The following is a 21,123-nucleotide window of genomic DNA, read 5'->3' as shown; positions in this document are numbered from 1 at the left end:
TGAATCTTCGTGAAGGCGTAGGCTGCGCGTTCATTTCGCCAGCACCCTAGACCATGCTTCAACAATTTCTGCATGACTTCGGCTACTTTGCCCTCTTTCTCGGCACGTTCTTCGAAGGCGAGACCATCCTTGTACTCGCAGGCTTCCTGGCGTTCCGTGGCTACATGGATATCAACCTGGTGGTGGTCGTTGCCTTTTTTGGCAGCTACGCCGGCGACCAGCTCTGGTACTACATGGGGCGCAAGCACGGCCGCAAGTTGCTGGCGCGCAAGCCGCGCTGGCAATTGATGGGCGACAAGGCACTGGAACATATCCGCAAGCATCCGGATATCTGGGTATTGAGTTTCCGCTTCGTCTACGGCTTGCGCACGGTGATGCCCGTGGCGATTGGCTTGTCCGGCTACCCACCGCTGCGCTATCTGGTTCTCAACGGTATTGGCGCGGCGATCTGGGCGGCGGCATTGGGGGCGGCGGCCTACCACTTCGGCGCGGTGCTGGAAGGCATGCTTGGCAGCGTCAAGAAATACGAGCTGTGGGTACTGGGCGCCTTGCTGGTGCTGGGCTTTGGCCTGTGGTTGCGACGCCGCTTCAAGAATGCCCGCATCGCCCGCCAAGCGTGTGCCGAGGCCAAGGCTCGGCTGGCCAACGAGCCAGCCCCGGTGCAAACGCCTAAGACGCCAACCGAATAAGCCGGCTTCTGCAACAGTAGAGGCCGATGATGCTGAGCAGGCTGTAGCTCGCCAGGCCCAACCAGCCCAGGTTGCTGGCGGGCCACAACCCCACCAGCGGCGCCAGCCATACCAACGGCACATTCAGCGCCAGGCGTGCCAGCTCGGCCTTCAGTGCCCATGAGCGATTCTCCAGCGCCACGCCCAAGGTAAACAGCCCCAACGCCATCGTGCCCCAACCGAGGGCCAGCGCCGACGTGGGCAAGCCCTCACCGAAATTCATCAAATAGCTGCCAAACCCCACGTAAGCCGCAAACTGCAAGGCGATGTAGACCTGTTGGCTCACGTCCAGCGGCACCTCGAATTTGCGGAACTGGCTCAGGTCCGGCTTGGCCAGCGGGTACTGGGCATTGACGTCCGCCGGGCGCCAGCCGGTGCGCATGAACCAGATGCGCAGCTTGTCCCACCAACGTTCAGTACGCCGGGCGTCACTCCATAGCTGCGCATAAAACTGCAGGTTGGCCCACAGCGGGTTCCAGCTGGCCAGGGGTGTGGTCACGCCGAAAATCACCGGCTCGTTATCGTCTTCCTCCTGGAAGGTGCCGAACAGCCGGTCCCAAATAATGAACACCCCGCCGTAGTTGCGATCCATGTAGAGAGCGTTCTGTGCATGGTGGGCCCGATGATTGGACGGCGTGACCAACAGCCATTCGACCCAGCCGAGCTTGGGAACATGACGTGTATGGACCCAGAATTGATACAGCAGGTTGAGCGAGGCCACACTGATAAACACCACCAGCGGCACGCCGGCCACCGCCAGCGGCAGGTAGAAGATCCAACTCAGCAGGAAGCCGGTGCTGGTCTGGCGCAAGGCGGTGCTGAGGTTGTAGTCCTCGCTCTGGTGATGCACCGAATGCGCGGCCCACAGGATGTTGCGCTCATGGCCCATTCGGTGCAGCCAGTAGTAGCAAAAGTCATAGAACACAAAGGCGAATACCCAGGTCCAGACGTTTTCGGCTGGCAACTCGAACAGCGCCAGGTGCTTGAGGGCGAACGCATAGGTCAGCAGGCCCACGCCCTTGGTGAGCAAGCCGGTAGTGGTGGACAGCACGCCGGTGCTGAGGCTGTTGATGGCATCCGCCACTCGGTAGTTGCGCACGCCACGCCAACGGTCGGCCAACAACTCCACCACAATCAGGGCAATAAAAAACGGTACTGCGTAAGGCACAAAGTCCATGGGCGAGTCCGGTCTATTTTTGTTACATCAAGATTAGGTGCAGCGACGTGAGATCCCATTGGCAACAGGTTACAAATTAGTAGACATTTAACGCCATGAATCAGGAGAAATGCCCATGAGCAAAAAGATTGCAGTGATCCTTTCCGGCTGTGGCGTGTACGACGGCGCAGAGATCCATGAAAGCGTGATCACCCTGCTGCGCCTGGACCAGCGCGGCGCTCAAGTGGAATGCTTTGCACCCGACGTTGCGCAGTTGCACGTGATCAACCACCTCACGGGCGAAGAAATGCCCGAGTCGCGCAATGTGCTGGTGGAATCTGCGCGCATCGCCCGCGGCGCCGTGAAGGATATTGGCCAAGCCAATGCCGCAGACTTTGACGCGCTGATCGTGCCGGGCGGTTTTGGCGCGGCCAAGAACCTGTCGAACTTTGCCGTGGAAGGCGCCGGCTGCAGCATCAACCCGCAGGTGCTGGCGCTGGCTGAAGCCTTTGCCGAAGCGGGCAAGCCGGTGGGGTTGATCTGCATCTCGCCGGCCCTGGCCGCCAAGATCTACGGCCCTGGCGTGACCTGCACCATCGGTAACGATGCCGACACAGCGGCTGCCCTGGACAAGATGGGCGCCACCCACATCGAATGCACGGTAGAGGACATTGTCGAGGACCCGGCGCGCAAGCTGGTGAGTACGCCGGCCTATATGCTGGGCAAGAACATCAGCGAGGTGGCGTCAGGCATCAACAAGCTTGTGGATCGGGTGTTGGAGTTGACCCACGAGAACGACTGACGCCCTCTTTCTGTAGGAGCGAGCTTGCTCGCGAAGAACCTGAGAGCGCCGCGTTCATCCAGAGTGCCCGCGTTATCGTTGACGTTTTTCGCGAGCAAGCTCGCTCCTACAGAGGCTTCATCAAGCGGGTGAGGATACGGTCCAGTGCATTGGCAAACGCCTGCTTGTCCTTTTCGCCGTGGGGCGGTGGGCCGCCGCCCATCTGGCCTTGCTCGCGCAGGTCGGTGAACAGGTTACGCACCGCCAACCGCTCGCTCATGTTCGCCGGGCTGAATTCCTTGCCACGCGGGTCGAGGGCCGTGACCCCCTTCTTTACCAGGCGGTCGGCCAAGGGCACGTCGCTGCAAATCACCAGTTCGCCGGGCACGGCGTGCTCCACCAGGTAATCATCGGCGGCATCCGGCCCGCTGGGCACCACGATCAACTTCACACAGGCAAAGCTGGGTTTGATCTGGCTTTGCCCTGCCACCAGCACCACCTCAAACTGGCGCTTGAGGGCGAACTTCACCACTTGGTCCTTGGCCGCCCGAGGGCAGGCGTCGGCGTCGATCCACACCCGCATGCTACGCCGCCACCCGGCGCTTTTCGGTCAGGCGGCTACGGCCATACAGCACCACAATCGCCAGAATCGCCACGGCCTGCGCGCCCAGCGAATACGCATCGGCGTGGATGCCCAGCCAGTCGAAGTCAAAGAACGCCACCGGCCGCGTGCCAAAGATGCCCGCTTCCTGCAAGGCCTTCACACCGTGCCCGGCGAACACTACCGACAACGCACACAGCAACGCGGCATTGATGCCGAAGAACAGCGCCAGGGGCAGCTTCGCCGAACCGCGCAGGATCACCCAGGCCAGGCCCACCAGCAGCACCAGCGCCGTGGCACCACCGGCCAGCACCGCGTTGTGCCCGGCAGGGCCGGCTTGCAGCCACAGGGTTTCGTAGAACAGGATGACTTCGAACAGTTCGCGGTACACCGAGAAGAACGCCAGCACGGCAAAACCGAAACGCCCACCGCCGCCCACCAGGCTGCTCTTGATGTAGTCCTGCCAGGCTGCCGCGTGACGCCGGTCGTGCATCCACACACCAAGCCACAACACCATCACACTGGCGAACAGCGCCGTACAGCCTTCGAGCAATTCGCGCTGGGCACCGCTGACATCAATGACATAGGCCGCCAGGGCCCACGTAGCCAAGCCCGCCAACAGCGCCAGGCCCCAGCCGACGTTGACGCTGCGCACCGCCGATTGCTGGCCGGTGTTACGCAGGAAGGCGAGGATCGCTGCCAGCACCAGAATCGCTTCCAGACCTTCGCGCAGCAGGATCAGCAGGCCAGAGATATAGCTCAACGACCAGCTCAGGCCATCGCCGCCCAGCAAACCAGCCGATTCAGTGAGTTTGCCTTTGGCTGCATCCAAGCGCTGCTGCACCTGCTCGATAGGCAAACCGTCCTGCAACGATTGCCGATAAGCCATCAGCGCCTTCTCGGTGTCTTTGCGCACATTGGCATCGACGTTATCCAGGGAGCTTTCCACCAGCTCGAAGCCTTCCAGGTAGGCCGCGACGGACAGATCATAAGCCTGCTCGTGGTCGCCGCTGCGAAAGGCCGCGAGGCTCTTGTCCAGGGTGGCGGCGGTGTAATCGAGCAACTGCGCGGGGCCGCGCTGAACCTGCGGTGGCTGCGCACGCTGGGCGCGGAACGTCGCCGCAGCGCCAGGGCCGTCAGCGGCGAGCACTTCATTGGGGGTCTGGCGGGCCAGGTCGGCGAGGTTGAATGTCTGCTCGCCTTTGCCGGCGGCCGGGTCGGCCGTGAAGCCGGCGATATAGGTTGCCAGGTCCCAGCGCTGGCGGTCGTCCAGTTGGTCAGCGAACGACGGCATGTCGGTGCCTTCGACGCCCAGGCCGAGGGTGTTGTAGATCGCATAGAGGCTCAAGCGATCCAGGCGTGTGGCATCGCGCAGGTTAGCGGGTGGCGGCGTCATGCCCATGCCTGCGGGGCCATCGCCGGCACCTGCTGTGCCGTGGCACACCGAACAATGCTGGGCGTAGAGCGGCGCGCCTCGGGTCGGGTCCGGCGTGATGGCCGGGGCCTGGCTGACTTCATACGCCACGGCCAGTTTGGCGCCCAATTGACGGGCCTGGCGGGCAACGCTCGCTCCATCCTGGTGTGCAGTGACTGCGGCCAGCAGTTCATCAACGCCCTTTATCAGCTCGGCGCGCTCGGGTTTGTCTGGCAAATCAGCCACCAGCCCCTGCAACACCCCGAGAAATTCCACTTGTTCACGGTATTCCGAGTCATCTACCACCTTGCCCGCCTCCACCGTCGGTGGGTAGTCGGCGCCAATGTAGTCCAGCAAATGCAGGGCTTGCGGCGCGCCCTCGGCGGTCGCGGCCAACAGATTGGAGCTGCACGACAGCAACGCCGGCAACAGCAGCCAGGCGAGAAAGCGGAAAGGGGCGGTCATGAATGAATCTCAAGTGGAAATACGAAGTAACACTATTGTTGAGCTTTAATGGATTCGACTCAAGGTGTTATTTCATATCACTACAAAACGAGTGTGGGAGCGGGCTTGCTCGCGAATGCGGTGCTTCAGTCACTATTTCCTTTGACTGACACACCGCATTCGCGAGCAAGCCCGCTCCCACATTTTTGGTCCGTCGCTTGGTCAGGCCGTGGCGCGATGCAGGCTCGCCAGGAAACCGGCAGCGCCGACAAACAAGCCAGCAAAGGTGCGGTTTACGCGTTTCTGTTGTTTGGGTGTACGCAACAGGCGCAAGACTTTCGACGCCAACCCTGTGTAGCCCGCCATCACGATCATATCGACGCTGATCATGGTTGCACCCAGGATCAGGTACTGGACCAACAACGGCGCCTGCGGGTTCACGAACTGCGGCAGCACCGCCAGCATGAATACCAGCGCCTTGGGGTTGCTGGCGTTGACCAGAAAACCGCGGAACATCATCGCCATCGGTTTGCCAATGGGGCGTACGGCGGCGTCGTCGGTCATGTCCATGGGCAAAGCGCGCCATTGCTTGATGGCCAGGTACACGAGGTAGGCCACGCCGAACCATTTGATCGCATAGAACGCAGTAGACGAGGCCGCCAGAATGGCTCCCAGACCACCCGCAACCACGGCAATCTGCATCGCCAGGCCCAGTTGCAGGCCGATGGCGTTCCAGTAGCCACGCACAAAACCGTACTGCAGGCCGCTGGACATTGAGGCGATGGCGCCGGCGCCAGGAGAAAGGGAGATGATCCAACTGGCTAGGAAAAAGGCCAGCCATGTATCGAGAGCCATTGCACACCTCGTAAGGGAGTTAGCGGTTGTGCCTTAAGCTAACTCCTGCAACCAAAGGCTGGCTATAGATTTCTGTAGGAGCGAGCGTGCTCGCGAAGAACGTCAACGATAACGCGGGCAAACTGGATGAACGCGGCGCTCTCAGGTTCTTCGCGAGCAAGCTCGCTCCTACAGGATGTTGGTGCCAGAGCCGGGCCAACGGCGTACCGAACGCTGGAAGAACAGGCTATTGGGCACCTGCACCATCGCGCTGTTGGTCCCGGCTTCCTCGACTTCGATCAGCGTGGTGTAGAGCAAGTTGATCGCCACGACCCGGCCCTTCACGCCCGGCTTGTCGACGGTGTCCACCAACTCGACGATATCACCCAGGCGAAACGGCCCGACGGTAAAGATCAGGATCGCGCAAAGCAGGTTGGACAGCACCGACCACATGGCGAAAAACGCCACGGCCGCCACCGCGACAAAGCCCGACAGGGCGGTCCACAGCACCGTGGCGGACACACCCAGGCGGCCCAGCACAAAGATCAGCGCACTGCCCATGATCAGCCAGCGCAAGCCGCCGCGCAGGGGCATCAGCAATTGCGGCGGGAACGGGTAGCGCTCGCCCAGGCGTGTCAGGCCTTTGGCGACGAAGCGCTGGGCTAGGTAGCCAGCCAGCAGGATCAGCAGGATTTGCACGCCGATCCAGATGGGCTCGATCCATTGCACCGGTACTGGCAATTGCAACGCTTCCATCAGGACAGCGCCTCCAGTTGCGCTTGCAGGGTTTCGAGCAATTCGAGGGCCTCCATCCAGGTTTCCTCCAATTGCCCCTCGCGCACCTTGAGCTTGGCCTGTTCGGCCAACAGGTCACGCAGTTCATCCTTGCGCGCCGCCTCGTAGACGGCGCTGTCGCCCAGGCTGGCTTCGATCTTGGCCAGGCGCTCATGCACCTTGCCCAGCTCGGCTTCCAGCTTGTCGGCTTCGCGCTTGTGCGGTGCCAACTGCTGGCGCAGCGCGGCGGCGGCCTGGCGCTGGGCTTTCTTGTCGGTCTTGTCCGGGTTGACCGGCGTGTTGCTGGCCGGCGCATTGCGCAGGCGGTATTCGGTCAGCCAGCGCGCGTAGTCGTCCAGGTCGCCATCGAACTCTTCGACCTTGCCGTCGGCCACCAGCAGGAAGTTGTCGGTGGTGCTCTTGAGCAGGTGACGGTCGTGAGACACCACCAATACCGCACCGCTGAATTCCTGCAGGGCCATGGTCAGCGCCAGGCGCATCTCCAGGTCCAGGTGGTTGGTCGGTTCGTCGAGCAACAGCAGGTTGGGCCGGTCCCAGGCGATCAGGGCCAGGGCCAGGCGGGCTTTTTCGCCACCTGAGAAGTTCAGCACGGGCTCGTCGATACGCGCGCCACGGAAGTCGAAACCGCCGAGGAAGTCGCGCAGGGTCTGCTCGCGCTCGGCTGGCGCCAGGCGTTGCAGGTGCAACAGCGGGCTGGCCTTAGCGTCCAGCGAGTCCAGTTGGTGCTGGGCGAAGTAACCCACCACCGTGTTCTCGCCACGAGTGAGGCGACCGGCCAGCGGCTCAAGCTCACCCGAGAGGTTCTTGATCAGTGTCGACTTGCCGGCGCCGTTCGGGCCGAGCAAACCGATGCGGGCGCCCGGCGTGAGCTGCAGCTTAACCTTCTCCAGGATGGTTTTGTCGCCGTAGCCCAGGCGAGCGTCCGAGAGGTCCAACAGCGGGCTGGAGATCTTCACCGACTCACGGAAGACAAAGTCGAACGGCGAATCGACGTGGGCCGCCGACAGCTCTTCCATGCGTTCCAGGGCCTTGATCCGACTCTGCGCCTGGCGGGCCTTGGTGGCCTGGGCCTTGAACCTGGCGATGTAGCTTTCCATGTGCGCACGTTGCGCCTGTTGCTTTTCAAAGGCCTGTTGCTGCTGGGCCAGGCGTTCGGCGCGAGCGCGTTCGAACGCGGTATAGCCGCCACGGTAAAGGGTGATTTTCTTCTGTTCGACATGGGCGATGTTATCGACCACGGCGTCGAGGAAATCCCGGTCGTGGGAGATCAGCAGCAAGGTGCCCTGGTAACTCTTGAGGAAGTCTTCCAGCCACAGGATCGCATCGAGGTCCAAGTGGTTGGTCGGCTCGTCGAGCAGCAACAGGTCCGACGGACACATCAGCGCTTGGGCCAGGTTCAGGCGCATGCGCCAGCCGCCGGAGAAATCGGCGACCGGACGGTCCATCTGCTCGTTGGTAAACCCAAGGCCGGCAAGCATCTTGCGAGCGCGGGCGTCGGCGGTATAGCCGTCGGCGCTGTCCAGCTCCGAGTGCAGGCGCGCCTGGGCGGCACCGTCCTGGGCTTTTTCGGCTTCGGCGAGGTCGTGTTGTACCTGGCGCAGGCGCAGGTCGCCATCGAGCACGTAGTCGATGGCGATGCGGTCCAGGGTGTCGATCTCCTGGCGCATATGGGCAATGCGCCAGTCGGCCGGCAGCAGGCAGTCCCCGGAATCCGGGGTCAGCTCACCCAGCAACAAGGCGAACAACGTGGATTTGCCGGCGCCGTTGGCACCGATCAGGCCGGCTTTGTGACCGGCGTGCAGGGTCAGCTCGGCGTCTTCAAGAAGACGTTGCGGGCCACGCTGTAATGTTAGGCTTTGAAGTCGGATCATAATGGCGGCGGAGTCTACCAGCTTCGTTGGCCGCTGGCTTGGGTGTGAATATGTACGCTGACCTGTGGAGCTTTGCCCTGTCGACCTATGCTCGCCCGGGCGTGGAGGCCGCGTGCCTGCGCTTGCAGGAGCAAGGTGCAGACGTGTGCCTGTTGTTGTGTGGTGCTTGGCTGGAGCAACGAGGTGTGGCGTACAAGCCCGAACGCGTTCAGGCATTGCAACAGATCGCTCAGCCGTGGCGGGTGCAGGTAGTCGAACCGTTGCGACAAATGCGCGTGCAATGGCGCGCCTTGGCCCAGCAGGATGCGCAATTGGCATCGCTACGCGAGCAGATCAAGACACTGGAGCTGGAGGCCGAAAGAACGCTGCTGGCACGCTTGGAAGCGCTGGCGCAGGCATGGCCGATCAATGAGGTGCCGGGTCAGCAAGAATGGCGTGAAGGCCTGGCGACCGAAGCCGCCAACCTTGACCACGACGCGCTGCTGCAATTGCGCGTCATGGCCACCAACACTTAGGAAGCGCTGGTTGGGGTGGTGCTTGGCGCTACCGGTGCAGGAGTGCTGCTGGCCGATGCAGTTGGAGCGGTGGCTGCTGCCGGGGTGGCAGTGGGGGCTGCTGGCGTGGCTGGCTTGGCGGGCGCTGGCTTGGCAGTTGGCTTCGCGGCCGGTTTTGCGGCAGCAGGTTTAGCAGCTGGCTTGGCGGCTGGTTTGGCAGCAGCAGGTTTAGCGGCTGGCTTCACAGCTGGTTTGGCAGCAGCAGGTTTAGCGGCTGGCTTGGCAGCTGGTTTGGCTGCAGCGGTTTTAGCGACTGGCTTGGCAGCTGGTTTGGCGGCAGCAGTTTTAGCAGTTGGCTTCGCGGCTGGTTTGGCTGCAGCGGTTTTAGCGACTGGCTTCGCGGCTGGTTTGGCGGCAGCAGTTTTAGCAACTGGCTTCGCGGCTGGCTTGGCAGCAGCAGTTTTAGCAACTGGCTTCGCGGCTGGTTTGGCTGCAGCAGTTTTAGCAGCTGGCTTCGCGGCTGGTTTGGCAGCAACAGTTTTAGCAGCGGGCTTCGCGGCTGGCTTGGCTGCAGCAGTTTTAGCAGCTGGCTTCGCGGTTGGTTTGGCAGCTGCGGTTTTAGCAACTGGCTTCGCGGCTGGTTTGGCTGCAGCAGTTTTAGCGACTGGCTTGGCAGCTGGTTTGGCAGCAGCAGTTTTAGCAGTTGGCTTGGCGGCTACTTTTGCAGGCGTACGAGCGCCCAGTGCTTTAGCTACGGCTTCCTTCACACGACCAACGCCCTGGGCCAGTTTCAGGCTTTCTTGAGCGTCTTTTTTGAGTTGGGAAATGTAGCTGCGGGTTTCGGCTTGGCGATCCTTGAGAGCATCCAGCAGCTCTTCAAGTTCTTTGACCGCACCTTTGGCTTTGGCTTGTGCCTTGGACTTGCCGGCAGTGGCGGCGTCTTGCAGTTTGGTACGGGACTTGTGCAGTTTTTCTTGCGCTTTACCGCGCTGCTTTTCCAGTTTGGCGAGCAGTTTTTCTGCATCAGCCAAGGCTTGGGAGCACGCGCTTTCCAGATGTTCGAGCAGGCTGCCCGAAAGTTGTTGGAGCAAGTGCAACGGGGTATTTACAGGCTTCTGTTTGGCCGACATGGTTTACCTCCTGGCTGACGTGGGTGCGGCTCATACTAGCCCTCTGCTCTTACCGCCGCTAGGGCATGTTGACAGTATCCTTTGCCTTGCGTTGCACAGTGCGAAAATTCTTATCGATATAACGGAAAACCACGCCACTTTTTACGCACTCGCACTGGCATAATCCGTCGCACTTTCGCCGGGAGAATGACCATGTCGCGTTACCTTTTTCTAGTGTTCGGCTTGGCGATCTGCGTGGCCGATGCAAGCGAGCAACCTTCGTCAAACATCACCGACGCAACCCCGCACGACCTTGCCTATAGCCTGGGCGCAAGCCTTGGCGAACGGTTGCGCCAGGAAGTCCCCGACCTGCAGATACAGGCTCTGCTCGACGGACTCAAACAAGCCTACCAAGGCAAACCACTGGCGCTGGATAAGGCGCGCATCGAACAGATCCTCTCCCAGCATGAAGCGCAGAACACCGCCGACGCCCAACTGCCGCAAAGCGAAAAAGCACTGGCCGCCGAACAGCAATTTCTCACTCGGGAAAAAGCCGCCGCCGGCGTTCGTCAGCTAGCCGACGGTATCCTGCTCACCGAGCTGGCACCGGGCACTGGCAACAAGCCGTTGGCCAGCGATGAAGTACAGGTGAAATACGTGGGCCGACTGCCTGACGGGACTGTCTTCGACAAAAGTACGCAACCGCAATGGTTTCGCCTCAACAGCGTGATCAGCGGTTGGAGCAGTGCATTGCAACAGATGCCGGTGGGTGCGAAATGGCGCCTGGTGATTCCTTCGGCCCAGGCCTATGGCGCAGACGGCGCAGGTGAGTTGATCCCACCCTATACGCCGCTGGTGTTCGAAATCGAACTGCTCGGCACTCGCCACTGACCCATAAAAAACGGTGCGACATGCGCACCGTTTTTTATCTCGCCATCAGCTTCAAGCCTGGGTGGCGGGCTCTTCTTTATGAGCGTTGTGCAGCACTTCGATCAAGCAATCTTCCAGTTCGAAACGCTCATGCAACAGCGCGCCCAATTCCTTGAATTTTTCCGCAACACATTTCCCGGCATCACACAGGTCGGTGAACGCCAGCAGCTTTTCAGTAATCACATCGATGCGCGGGTAAATCGTCTCGGCCAACTCCAGGCCACGCTGATCATCGAAGGCTTCGGCCTCCTTGGTCAGTTGCTCGTAGACGCCGAAATGGCCGGCAGACACGTAGTCCACCAGCACACCGCAGAATTCCTGCAATGTCTCGCGATTCTCGCCCAACGCTTCGGGCTTGGCGCCGAGAGCATCAAAGGCCCGAACCAGTTCGTGACGTGCCTTCAACCAGCTGTCGATCAGCTTGTGCACTCCACCCCAGCGTTCCTGAGCATTCTGACAACTTTCCAACATGATGATCTCTCTTCCCTATTGGGGCGCCGCAGCTCTGTACCTGCGCAACACTTCAAGGATGAAGCAGCAGACGGACAAGGCCGCGTCTGACAAGCGGTTTGGATAACGCGTGCGGGCCAGATTATGCCCGCATGACTATGGCTTCAAGGTACGCAGGAGAGAATGTTCATACAAGTGTTTAATCCGCTCCTACAACCTGAGTCTCGTTTTCAATGCACTGCGAGGCGCAAATGCCTGCCGAACAACAACCGTGATACCTGCATGAGCCCCAGGATCAGCATCGCGACGAAGAACAACAGGCTCCACTCAGGCAGGCTCAGGTCAAATAGCGTCCAGTTGATTTCGACACAATCGACCGTGCCATTGAACACCGAGCGCATGGCCTGCCAGACAGACAGGCTTTCAAGCATGTGCTGCAGACTGGGCCAGCAATCCCCCACCTGACTTGCCGGCCTGTTCTGCAACAGGACTTGCCGGCCTGCGGTGATGGCGCCCAGCAACGCACAGCCCATACTCGCCAACCCATAAAGGCAAAGGCCGGAACGCCCAGGTTTGTGAAGCACGGCAATCAGGTTGATCAATGCAAAAGACGCGAGGAACAGGCGCTGTACCTGGCATAGAAAACACGGTCGTAGCAGCGCGCCGTATTGAAGGTAGAAAGACGCGCCCAACGTCAGCGCACCCGCCATGAACGCCAGGAAAAACAAAGAGCGTAAAGGGGCCAAAGACATTGTTTATCCGCACTGCAAGAGATAGGTCGCTACGGTAGAGGAAAGGCCCGACCCCTTTCAATACGCCCTAGAGCAGACATTTCCTCGAAAACATAAGGACATCCCGCCACGAGCCCGAGGAAATTCAGTTACAACAAGTAGGAATTAGCAACAAGGCCAGTTAAACCGAGTGTTTGCAGGGTTTGAAGGATCGGGGGCGGATCGGTCCGAGCCAATCCACTCACCCTTTCCTACTTCAAACTCGCGCAGGCACCGGCAGCGGCGAGGACAGCAGACGATTGTCGAGCAACCCCAAGCCTTCCTGAAACAGCTGGTTGCTGCGCTCGGTGTCGCCCAATTGGGCCAGCAGCCGAGCCAATTCGGCGCAGGCTTCGGGATTGCGTTGTACTTGCAGGCTGCTTTCCAGATAATCCCGCGCCTTGCCCCACAGACTGTTTTGCAGGCACAGACGACCCAGCGTCAGCAGCAGGCTGGCATCGCCTGGATGGTCCTTGAGCCAGCCTTCGGCAAACTTCAATTGACGCGCAGGGTCACTGCCGCGCAGCAGGCCATACAGCCGGATCAAGTGACTGTCGTAACCGCGCTTGAGCGCACCACGCAGCACTTCTTCGGCCTTGGCATCGGCGCCCAATCGACGCAGTTGGTCGGCATACGCCAATACCAGTTGTGGCTGTTGGCGCTGGGCAGCGGTCAGTTGCTCCCATGCGCGCTCCAAGGACTGCAACCCCGCCTCGCCTTGCTCTTCACGCTGGGCCGCCAGGCTCAGGTTCTCGCCCCACGCGCGGCGCTCCAGCTCGGCCAGCTCATTGGCGGGCAAGACTTTGTCCTTGCGCAGTTCCGGCAGCAGGCGAATCACCGACGACCAATCGCCACGCTGCTGATGCAGGCGTTGCAACTGTCGCAGCACTTGCGCGTTATGCGGATGACGCTCATGCATCGCCTGAAGGGTGACCAGAGCGCCTTCCGTATCGCCACGATCCATCTGCAATTGCGCATGGCTCAGTGCAATGGCCAGTTCGGCCTGGGGCTGGCGCTCCAGCGCGCGCTCCAGCAAACCGTCGGATTCCTCATAACGACCCTGCTCATTCGCCGCACGGGCCGCGCCGATGTAATACAGCAAAGGTTGACGCTCTGCTTCGGCGGCGCGGTGCAGGTGGCGTTCGGCGCTGGCCCAGCGGCCCTCGGCGAGGTCCATCTGGCCTTGCTCGATAGCAATCTGCACACGACGGCTGCGGTTGCGTCGTGACCAAGGGTTGACCACGCCACCGGATGTGGTGACCAGACTCCACAACACACGAATCAGGTAAATCGCCAGGCCAATGGCGAACAGCGCCACCAATGTCGCCCACAGGCTTGATTCGTAATGCAGCAAGTGAGGATAGGTAATCAACACGTAGCCGGTGTGCTTCGAAATGCCCACGCCCAGGGCCAGGGCGAGCGCAATTGCGAGCACCAGGATCACATAGAAACGCTTCATCAGCTCTACTCCTGGGTCGCCGGTTTGCCAGCCGAGGCCTTGGCTTCGTCGGCAGACAGATGACGACGCTCAAGGTACGCCTGCACAGCAGCCAGGCTCGCGGCCAGGTCAGGCGTGACCACCGACACGGCCTTGGGCTCGAGCTCGGCAATACGCGCCAGCATCGCCTTGCTCTGCGGGTTGTCCTGGTTGAAGTTGTCCTGCAACACGCTGCGCGCTTCTCCCAGCGAGCGGCTGTACACCGCCGCCTCGCCGTTAAGCGCAGCCCACTGGGCTTGCTCCAGCGCCAGGCTCAAGGCCAGGCGCACTTGGTTCAGACCTTGGCCTGCCAACAATGGGCGGATGTTGTCATCCGGGTTGAAGTCGATGCGGAAGTAACGGGAAATCTGCTCCCACCATTGGCTCAACTGGTTCTGCGTATCGCTGGTGGGACGCCCCTGGGAAGCGGGCTCGGTGAGCTGATACTCTGGGGCAATCGCCGCCAGTTGCACCACTTGGTCACGCAAGGCGGCCAGTTGCAGGTACAGGCCGGTACGGTCCGGTTGCTCGGTGCTGCGCAGCGCGGCCAGGCTCTTGGCCAGTTGCTCGCGTGCGGCGAAAGACCCTGGGTCGCTCTGCTCGCGAAGAATCTCGTCGGCCCCCTGGACCAGCGACTGAGCGCTGTTGATGTCTTGCAAGGCGGACAAACGCAAGCTGGCCAGACGGATCAGATGCTCGGCCTCGGCCAGGCGCCAGTCCTTGCGGCTGGCACCCAACACGGTTTCCAGACGCTGGTTGAGGCGCTGCTGATCACCCTGTAACTGAGTGACCAGACGGCGACGTTCTTCCAGCTCATCCGCACCCGGCAACTGCGCCAGGCGGGCGGCCAACTGTTGCTGGCCTTGCTTGAGGCTCTGGGACTGGTCATCCAGGGTCTGCACCTGGCCCAGCTGGTGCTGGCTGCTGGTTTGCAGGGCACGGACCTGCCAGATCCCCCAACCGCCGGCGGCTACGCCCGCAGCGCCCAACAGCAAGGCGACGATGGCCAGGCCATTGCCACGGCGTGGCGCGCTGACCGGTGTCTCGACCGGCGCATCAAGCGCGGGCTGAGCTTCATCTTTAGGCAAGGCTGTTTCGCTCACGTATCCGTCCTTTGCGTATCAGAGAGTGGGAACGGGATAGCTCCCTAACGCCACTAACAAAGCCGCGGCACTCGCGCCGCGACAATCCACAACTTTTTCTGCACCCGCGGCCCGCGCCATTTCATATACACGCGGGCTGGGCACGAACAACGGCAGCTGTGCCACCTCTGGCCAATCGGGGCCGGCCAACGCGTGCAAGTGTAAAAAACCCTGCCCACTGCTGACCACCAGGCCGTTCAAGCGTTCCAACTGGATGCGTTGCATCAGCGCGCCCTTCTCATACACTGGAAGAAAACGCCGATACAATTCCAGGTAGTCGACACTAGCACCTTGCTCGCGTAAACGCTCTGCCAGCAACTCGCGCCCGCCCTCGCCACGCAGAATCAACACCCGGGCGCCCGGCACTGCAATAGCCTCGCGCAAGGCGGGCAGTTCAAGCAAGGCCTCGCTGTCATCGCCCGTGGCGGGACAGTGAACGTTAAGGCCATGATCGGCCAGTATCTGAGCCGTGGCCGCGCCGACACTGAACCAGGGCATTGGCGGCACACTGCCCCCCAACTGCTGCAACGCCAGGCGCGCGGCCGGCTTGCTCACCACGATGACGGCGCAATAGCGCGGCAGCGCGCCGAACACCGCGCGTTGCTCAGCGGTCACCGGCAAGGCTTCAGTCTCCAGCAAAGGCAGGCAGTTGCTGTGAATACCGCTATGGGCTAATAACGCCGCCAGGGCCGTCGACTCCTCGGCAGGCCGCGTCAGCAGCACTCGCCAATCGGTCACTGCGGGCCGGCCTCGCCATAGACTTTTTGCAAAATGGCACCCGCACCTTTTTCCAGCAACGCTTCGGCGACCTGAATCCCCAAGGCCGTGGCATCACGTTGCGGCCCACGCACCTCGGCGGTCAGCAGGTTACCGCCGTCCGGATCACCAACCAGGCCACGCAGCCACAGGTTCTCACCCTCGAGTACGGCATAACAGGCGATGGGCACTTGGCAGCCACCGTTAAGGTGTTTGTTCAAGGCACGCTCGGCGGTGACGCGCACTTCGGTGTCTGCGTGATCGAGAGGTTTTAGCAGCGCATGAATTTCGCTGTCGGCGGTGCGGCATTCGATCCCGACTGCGCCCTGCCCGCCAGCCGGCAGGCTGTCTTCGACGCTGATGGCCGAGGTGATGCGGTCTTCAAAGCCCAGGCGGATCAGTCCGGCAGCGGCGAGGATGATCGCGTCGTATTCGCCGGCGTCGAGCTTGGCCAGGCGCGTGTTGACGTTGCCGCGCAAAAAGCGGATCTGCAGGTCGGGGCGACGTGTCAGCAACTGGGCCTGGCGGCGCAGGCTGGAGGTGCCGACGATACTGCCCAGCGGCAATTCGTCCAGGGACGCGAAGGTGTTGGAAACAAAGGCGTCGCGCGGGTCTTCGCGCTCGCAGATGCAAAAAAGGCCCAGGCCTTCAGGAAAGTCCATGGGCACATCTTTCATCGAATGCACGGCGATATCGGCTTCGTTGTCCAGCAGCGCGGTTTCCAGCTCCTTGACGAACAGGCCCTTGCCGCCGATTTTCGACAGCGGCGAGTCCAGCAGCTTGTCGCCGCGACTGACCATGGGCACCAGGGATACCTTGAGGCCGGGATGGGCCTGCTCAAGGCGGGCTTTGACGTATTCGGCCTGCCACAAGGCCAGGGCGCTTTTACGGGTGGCGATGCGGATTTCGCGAGAGGACATGGATCAATCCGTACTGAATAGATACGGCGGATAATAACAGCTCAGGCAAATACGCTTTGATTTGAATCAGCAAGTGCGGGGCCTCCCTGGCCACGTCGCACCGGGATTAGGAATGCAGACCGCGCCGCAGCCCTTGGGCTAAAGCTGCTGCATCATCTTGCGCACGCCGGCGACATGGCGTCGGCTGACAATCAAGGCATCGCCATTGAGCCCCTTCAGGAATAGCTGAAAGTGCCCCAGGGGCGTGCGCTGCAGGCGCTCGATGCGTTCACGGGCGACCAGCGCATTGCGATGAATGCGCACGAAACGCTCGCCAAACTCGTCTTCAAGGGCCTTGAGCGGCTCATCGAGCAACACTTCACCGGTCTCGTGGCGCAAGGTCACGTATTTGTGATCGGCAATAAAGTAGACCACTTGGCCGAGTGGGATCAGCTCGATGCCCTTGCGGGTACGCGCACTGATATGGCTGCGTGGCCCGTTACCACTTTGCGCAGCCGGTTGCGTCAAGGCAGCCAGTTGGGCGCGGCTGGGACGCTCGGCTTTTTTCAAGGCTTTGAGCAAGGCTTCGGCAGTGGCCGGCTTGACGAGAAAACTGACACCGCTGTCTTCCAGCGCTTGTGCAGAAAACTCATCCTGCGCCGCACACAACACCACGGCGGGCGGCGATTCGCGTTCGCTCAAGCGGGCGGCGACTTGCAGGCCGTCGAAGCCCGGCATGCGGATATCGAGCAGCACTACATCCGGCTTGTGGCTGTCGATCAGCGTCAACGCCTCTTCGCCGCTGGTGGCACTCGGTTCAAGGACTGTATAACCCTCGAGTTCACTGACCAGACGGCTCAGTCGCTCGCGGGCTTGGGGTTCGTCATCAACGATCAGGACATTCATATTGCGCTGGATTCCTGCGTGAGTCTCGCACAAGGATAGCGTAGACAGGTGCGGTGACTGACGTCACAGCGATCCACGCTAAGACTAGCGCGAGCGGCAAAAAGTGCCCTGAGAATGGCACCCAAATTTACCCGGACCTGTTCAATAGCGCCCAAGACCCGCTGCCTTCGGGCATCGTCGTAGGGTTCACTGATAAACAATCCGAATACCCCCCTGTTTAATGGATAGTCTGGTTATGACCGCATCACCCGACTTTGGTGCATTCACACACTATCAGTCCAACTGTAGACGCTCACTGAGGCGACATTGCTCAATCGTCAAATATCGTTTCAATAAGTACCTGCCCCCAGTCTCGTCCCGGATGCGGTCGGCGGCAAGGCACTTAGCCATCTCTTACACAAATAAAATTGCCGATCACCCGCAGCACCGCCTCCACGGGCAACCCTGTTATGATCGCCGGCACACCTTCATGCCTCTTTTAAGCAGATCACGAGCGAATCCATGAGCACCGACAAGACCAACCAGTCCTGGGGCGGCCGCTTCAGTGAACCCGTCGACGCCTTCGTCGCGCGCTTCACCGCCTCCGTCACCTTCGATCAACGCCTGTACCGCCACGACATCATGGGCTCCATCGCCCACGCCACGATGCTGGCCAAGGTCGGCGTGCTGACCGACGCCGAGCGTGACAGCATCATCGACGGCCTGACCACCATCCGCGGTGAGATCGAGGCAGGGACGTTCGACTGGCGCGTCGACCTCGAAGACGTGCACATGAACATCGAGGCACGCCTGACCGATCGCATCGGCGTGACCGGCAAAAAATTGCACACTGGCCGTAGCCGTAACGATCAGGTCGCCACCGATATCCGCCTGTGGCTGCGCGATGAGATTGACCTGATCCTGGGCGAAATCACCCGCCTGCAAAAAGGTTTGCTGGAGCAGGCCGAGCGCGAATCGGACACCATCATGCCGGGCTTCACTCACCTGCAGACCGCACAGCCTGTGACCTTCGGCCACCACCTGCTGGCCTGGTTCGAAATGCTCAGCCGCGACTACGAGCGCCTGGTCGATTGCCGCAAGCGCGCCAACCGTATGCCGTTGGGCAGCGCTGCACTGGCCGGCACCACCTACCCGATCGACCGTGAGTACACCGCACAACTGCTGGGCTTTGACGCCGTGGGCGGCAACTCACTTGACGGCGTCTCGGACCGGGACTTCGCCATCGAATTCTGCGCCGCGGCCAGCATCGCGATGATGCACCTGTCGCGCTTCTCCGAAGAACTGGTGCTGTGGACCAGCGCGCAATTTCAGTTCATCGACCTGCCGGACCGCTTCTGCACCGGCAGCTCGATCATGCCGCAAAAGAAAAACCCCGACGTGCCAGAGCTGGTGCGTGGCAAGAGTGGCCGTGTATTCGGCGCACTGATGGGCCTGCTGACCCTGATGAAAGGCCAACCACTGGCCTACAACAAGGACAACCAGGAAGACAAAGAGCCGCTGTTCGACGCCGCCGACACCCTGCGCGACTCGCTGCGCGCCTTTGCCGACATGATCCCGGCGATCAAGCCCAAGCACGCGATCATGCGTGAGGCGGCCCTGCGTGGTTTCTCCACCGCGACCGACCTGGCGGACTACCTGGTGCGCCGTGGCCTGCCGTTCCGTGATTGCCACGAAATCGTTGGCCACGCCGTGAAGTACGGTGTGGACACCGGCAAGGACCTGGCGGAAATGAGCCTGGAAGAACTGCGCCAGTTCAGCGACCAGATCGAGCAGGATGTATTTGCCGTGCTGACCCTGGAAGGCTCGGTGAATGCCCGTAACCATGTGGGCGGCACTGCGCCGGCGCAGGTCAAGGCAGCGGTCGTGCGCGGCAAAGAATTGCTCGCCAGCCGCTAAAAGCATCGCAGGCAAGCCAGCTCCCACATTTGATTGGGTTCACACATCAAAATGTGGGAGCTGGCTTGCCCGCGATGGCGCTCTTATCAGATGCCAAAGATTTATTTCTTGGCCGCAATCATCGCCATGAACGCTGGCATCGCCGCCTGCCTGTCCGCCTCTACCTTCTGCGCGTTGGGCATCTCATTCAGGCGCGCCAACAAGGTCTTCGCCTTCGGCAACTGCGCCAGCAGGTCCAACCCAAACAGCTTCTCGCCCACACCGCAGGCCAGGTTCAAGCTGTACATGAAATACAGGTCCGCGAGGGTGAAGCTCTCCCCTGCCACATAAGGCGCGAACTTAGCGTGCCGGCCTAACGTACCGATCCCAAGCAACAGCTCGGCCCTGGACTTTTCCTTGATCGCCTCCGGCACCGTCATGCCGAAAAAAGCCTCGGCGTAACACGCCCGCGCAGGCAGCTCGATGTACAGCTCGATCTCACGGCACAGCGCCAGCACCTGTGCCCGCGCAAACGGGTCGGCGGGCAGCAGCGCAGGGCCTTCCTGGCTCTGCTCCAGGTATTCGAGGATGACGCTGGTTTCGTTGATGAACCCCTGCTTCACACCCAGCACCGGCACTTTGCCGCGGGGGCTGACCGCCAAGGCTTCGGGGGTTTGCCCGGCGTAAAAAGGCACTTCTTCGAAGGGCAGTCCTTTCTCCAACAGCGCCAGCTTGACCATGTTGTAGTAGTTGCTGACCGAAAATCCGTAAAGCTTGAGCATTGCAAAGCCTCCAGGCCGGGTGTGGGGTTGGCTGCAAGAGTTATAGATCCTCGAGGCCACCCTGACCAGCAGCATCACCCACCTGAATGGGGGTAGACTGACGCCCTTTCCTTGAGGAGCCTGCCATGAGCGAGCCGACCGATATCGACAACGACGAAGAAGAATTCACCGAGACCACGCTGATCGAAGCCATCGAGAACCAGATCGAGAGCGATAACCCGCCAGCGGCCAAGGCTACGTTCAACAAACTGACCCTGGTGGGTTACGAGCGCGACGATATCCTCAATCTGATGGCTCACGTGCTGGCCTTCGAGATCGACGCCATGCTGGACGAGGACCGCGCTTTCAATACCGAGTGGTATGAAACGGCACTGCGGGCACTGCCCGAGCTGCCGCCGGAGAAGCAATAACCCTGGCACGCAGCAACACGCTGGACAGTTCGGCAAAGTGCGTTCACCTTATGGCCTGCTAGCCTCTAATAAATTTTAGAAAGTCTGGAGTCCTTATGTCGTATACCCCTGAGTTGGTTGCCGAACTGGAAATCCTTGTACTCTTCCCCTTGGACAGCACCAAGGAAGGCTTGAAAGTCCATCAGACTGCCGCCCCTACTGCCATCGCCGCTGCCAAGCGCCTCCATGCCAAAGGGCTGATTGACCAACCGGACGGGGGCTATCTGACGAGCCTTGGCCGGGACGCTGCCGAGCAAGCCCAAACCCTGCTGACCATCCTCACCACTGCCAGCACCAAAGAAGCCGCCTGATACCTGATACCGCCCATGGAGTCCGCCGCCTGCGGATTCCGCGGGCATTGCTGCGCGGCATACAAAATTCTGACGCCAAAAAGCCACTTCCCTCTAAAACTCCTACGCTACTGTCTGTAAACTCCTGCATGGCCGCCCGCGTCGGGCCC

22 protein-coding genes are annotated in these 21,123 nt (G+C 61.1%); 7 read left to right on the top strand and 15 right to left on the bottom strand.

Going from position 1 to position 21,123, the window contains the following annotated elements; all coding sequences use genetic code 11:
* Positions 1 to 53: 53 nt before the first annotated feature.
* Positions 54 to 689: a DedA family protein gene (locus TX24_RS09095; protein WP_034134036.1), complete on the top strand. Its 636-nt coding sequence runs from the start codon at positions 54 to 56 to the stop codon at positions 687 to 689.
* On the opposite strand, the gene TX24_RS09090 is transcribed toward TX24_RS09095, so the two are convergent.
* Positions 670 to 1,905 carry a sterol desaturase family protein gene (locus tag TX24_RS09090; RefSeq protein ID WP_057710206.1) on the bottom strand — a complete coding sequence of 412 codons (1,236 nt, stop codon included), beginning with the start codon at positions 1,903 to 1,905 and terminating at the stop codon, positions 670 to 672. The two genes, TX24_RS09095 and TX24_RS09090, sit on opposite strands and share 20 nt — an antisense overlap.
* A gap of 115 nt (positions 1,906 to 2,020) precedes the next feature.
* Here TX24_RS09090 and elbB point away from each other — a divergent pair, with 115 nt between their 5' ends.
* Positions 2,021 to 2,686, top strand: a complete 666-nt coding sequence (gene elbB / locus TX24_RS09085; protein WP_003195362.1) for an isoprenoid biosynthesis glyoxalase ElbB — start codon at positions 2,021 to 2,023, stop codon at positions 2,684 to 2,686.
* 106 nt (positions 2,687 to 2,792) lie between these two features.
* Here elbB and TX24_RS09080 read toward each other — a convergent pair whose 3' ends face one another.
* The 5 genes from TX24_RS09080 to abc-f form a co-directional block, all read right to left on the bottom strand.
* Entirely contained in the window at positions 2,793 to 3,248 is a 456-nt protein-coding gene (locus tag TX24_RS09080; protein WP_032894581.1) for a YaiI/YqxD family protein, read from the bottom strand.
* A 1-nt stretch (position 3,249) separates the two neighbouring features.
* A complete protein-coding gene (locus TX24_RS09075) occupies positions 3,250 to 5,145 on the bottom strand; it encodes an FTR1 family protein (RefSeq protein ID WP_057710205.1) in 1,896 nt (631 codons plus the stop codon).
* Positions 5,146 to 5,346: 201 nt separating this feature from the next.
* Positions 5,347 to 5,979 carry a LysE family transporter gene (locus tag TX24_RS09070; RefSeq protein ID WP_003195369.1) on the bottom strand — a complete coding sequence of 211 codons (633 nt, stop codon included), beginning with the start codon at positions 5,977 to 5,979 and terminating at the stop codon, positions 5,347 to 5,349.
* Positions 5,980 to 6,147: 168 nt separating this feature from the next.
* The gene (locus TX24_RS09065) at positions 6,148 to 6,714 is read right to left on the bottom strand and encodes a mechanosensitive ion channel family protein (protein ID WP_003195372.1); all 567 of its coding nucleotides are present in this window, start codon (positions 6,712 to 6,714) and stop codon (positions 6,148 to 6,150) included.
* Complete coding sequence (gene abc-f, locus TX24_RS09060) at positions 6,714 to 8,624, bottom strand: ribosomal protection-like ABC-F family protein (protein ID WP_057710204.1); 1,911 nt, start codon at positions 8,622 to 8,624, stop codon at positions 6,714 to 6,716. Before abc-f ends, TX24_RS09065 begins: the two co-directional genes overlap by 1 nt.
* Positions 8,625 to 8,674: 50 nt before the next feature.
* Here abc-f and TX24_RS09055 point away from each other — a divergent pair, with 50 nt between their 5' ends.
* Positions 8,675 to 9,139: a TIGR02444 family protein gene (locus tag TX24_RS09055; RefSeq protein WP_003195376.1), complete on the top strand. Its 465-nt coding sequence runs from the start codon at positions 8,675 to 8,677 to the stop codon at positions 9,137 to 9,139.
* Here the strand turns inward: TX24_RS09055 and TX24_RS30600 are convergent.
* The gene (locus tag TX24_RS30600; RefSeq protein WP_082628790.1) at positions 9,136 to 10,248 is read right to left on the bottom strand and encodes an AlgP family protein; all 1,113 of its coding nucleotides are present in this window, start codon (positions 10,246 to 10,248) and stop codon (positions 9,136 to 9,138) included. The two genes, TX24_RS09055 and TX24_RS30600, sit on opposite strands and share 4 nt — an antisense overlap.
* Before the next feature lie 192 nt (positions 10,249 to 10,440).
* Here TX24_RS30600 and TX24_RS09040 point away from each other — a divergent pair, with 192 nt between their 5' ends.
* Positions 10,441 to 11,118, top strand: a complete 678-nt coding sequence (locus TX24_RS09040) for an FKBP-type peptidyl-prolyl cis-trans isomerase (protein ID WP_057710202.1) — start codon at positions 10,441 to 10,443, stop codon at positions 11,116 to 11,118.
* 51 nt (positions 11,119 to 11,169) lie between these two features.
* Here the strand turns inward: TX24_RS09040 and TX24_RS09035 are convergent, their stop codons facing one another.
* From TX24_RS09035 to TX24_RS09005, 7 genes are all read right to left on the bottom strand, one after another.
* A complete protein-coding gene (locus tag TX24_RS09035) occupies positions 11,170 to 11,628 on the bottom strand; it encodes an Rsd/AlgQ family anti-sigma factor (protein WP_003195380.1) in 459 nt (152 codons plus the stop codon).
* Positions 11,629 to 11,837: 209 nt separating this feature from the next.
* Entirely contained in the window at positions 11,838 to 12,359 is a 522-nt protein-coding gene (locus tag TX24_RS09030) for a disulfide bond formation protein B (protein ID WP_003195382.1), read from the bottom strand.
* A gap of 235 nt (positions 12,360 to 12,594) precedes the next feature.
* Entirely contained in the window at positions 12,595 to 13,836 is a 1,242-nt protein-coding gene (locus TX24_RS09025) for a heme biosynthesis protein HemY (protein WP_003195384.1), read from the bottom strand.
* A gap of 5 nt (positions 13,837 to 13,841) precedes the next feature.
* A complete protein-coding gene (locus TX24_RS09020) occupies positions 13,842 to 14,957 on the bottom strand; it encodes a uroporphyrinogen-III C-methyltransferase (RefSeq protein ID WP_057710201.1) in 1,116 nt (371 codons plus the stop codon).
* A gap of 18 nt (positions 14,958 to 14,975) precedes the next feature.
* Positions 14,976 to 15,734, bottom strand: a complete 759-nt coding sequence (locus TX24_RS09015) for a uroporphyrinogen-III synthase (RefSeq protein ID WP_057710200.1) — start codon at positions 15,732 to 15,734, stop codon at positions 14,976 to 14,978.
* Positions 15,731 to 16,672, bottom strand: a complete 942-nt coding sequence (gene hemC / locus TX24_RS09010; RefSeq protein ID WP_003195391.1) for a hydroxymethylbilane synthase — start codon at positions 16,670 to 16,672, stop codon at positions 15,731 to 15,733. The genes TX24_RS09015 and hemC overlap by 4 nt, the downstream gene beginning before the upstream one ends.
* 138 nt (positions 16,673 to 16,810) lie before the next feature.
* Positions 16,811 to 17,557, bottom strand: a complete 747-nt coding sequence (locus TX24_RS09005) for a LytR/AlgR family response regulator transcription factor (RefSeq protein ID WP_003195394.1) — start codon at positions 17,555 to 17,557, stop codon at positions 16,811 to 16,813.
* A 501-nt stretch (positions 17,558 to 18,058) separates the two neighbouring features.
* Here TX24_RS09005 and argH point away from each other — a divergent pair.
* The gene (argH, locus tag TX24_RS09000) at positions 18,059 to 19,453 is read left to right on the top strand and encodes an argininosuccinate lyase (RefSeq protein WP_003195396.1); all 1,395 of its coding nucleotides are present in this window, start codon (positions 18,059 to 18,061) and stop codon (positions 19,451 to 19,453) included.
* 101 nt (positions 19,454 to 19,554) lie between these two features.
* Here the strand turns inward: argH and TX24_RS08995 are convergent, their stop codons facing one another.
* Positions 19,555 to 20,214 (bottom strand): glutathione S-transferase family protein, encoded by a 660-nt coding sequence (locus tag TX24_RS08995; protein WP_057710199.1) that lies wholly within the window; start codon positions 20,212 to 20,214, stop codon positions 19,555 to 19,557.
* A gap of 125 nt (positions 20,215 to 20,339) precedes the next feature.
* Between TX24_RS08995 and TX24_RS08990 the strand changes: the two genes are divergently transcribed.
* Together TX24_RS08990 and TX24_RS08985 are read left to right on the top strand one after the other, a co-directional pair.
* Entirely contained in the window at positions 20,340 to 20,624 is a 285-nt protein-coding gene (locus tag TX24_RS08990) for a hypothetical protein (RefSeq protein ID WP_003195400.1), read from the top strand.
* A 95-nt stretch (positions 20,625 to 20,719) separates the two neighbouring features.
* Positions 20,720 to 20,974: a TIGR02647 family protein gene (locus TX24_RS08985; protein ID WP_003195403.1), complete on the top strand. Its 255-nt coding sequence runs from the start codon at positions 20,720 to 20,722 to the stop codon at positions 20,972 to 20,974.
* Positions 20,975 to 21,123 lie beyond the last annotated feature (149 nt).

The sequence above is a fragment of the Pseudomonas lactis genome (genome assembly GCF_001439845.1).
Classification (GTDB): Bacteria; Pseudomonadota; Gammaproteobacteria; order Pseudomonadales; family Pseudomonadaceae; genus Aquipseudomonas; species Aquipseudomonas lactis.
This window is presented reverse-complemented; position numbering and strand designations above follow the sequence as displayed.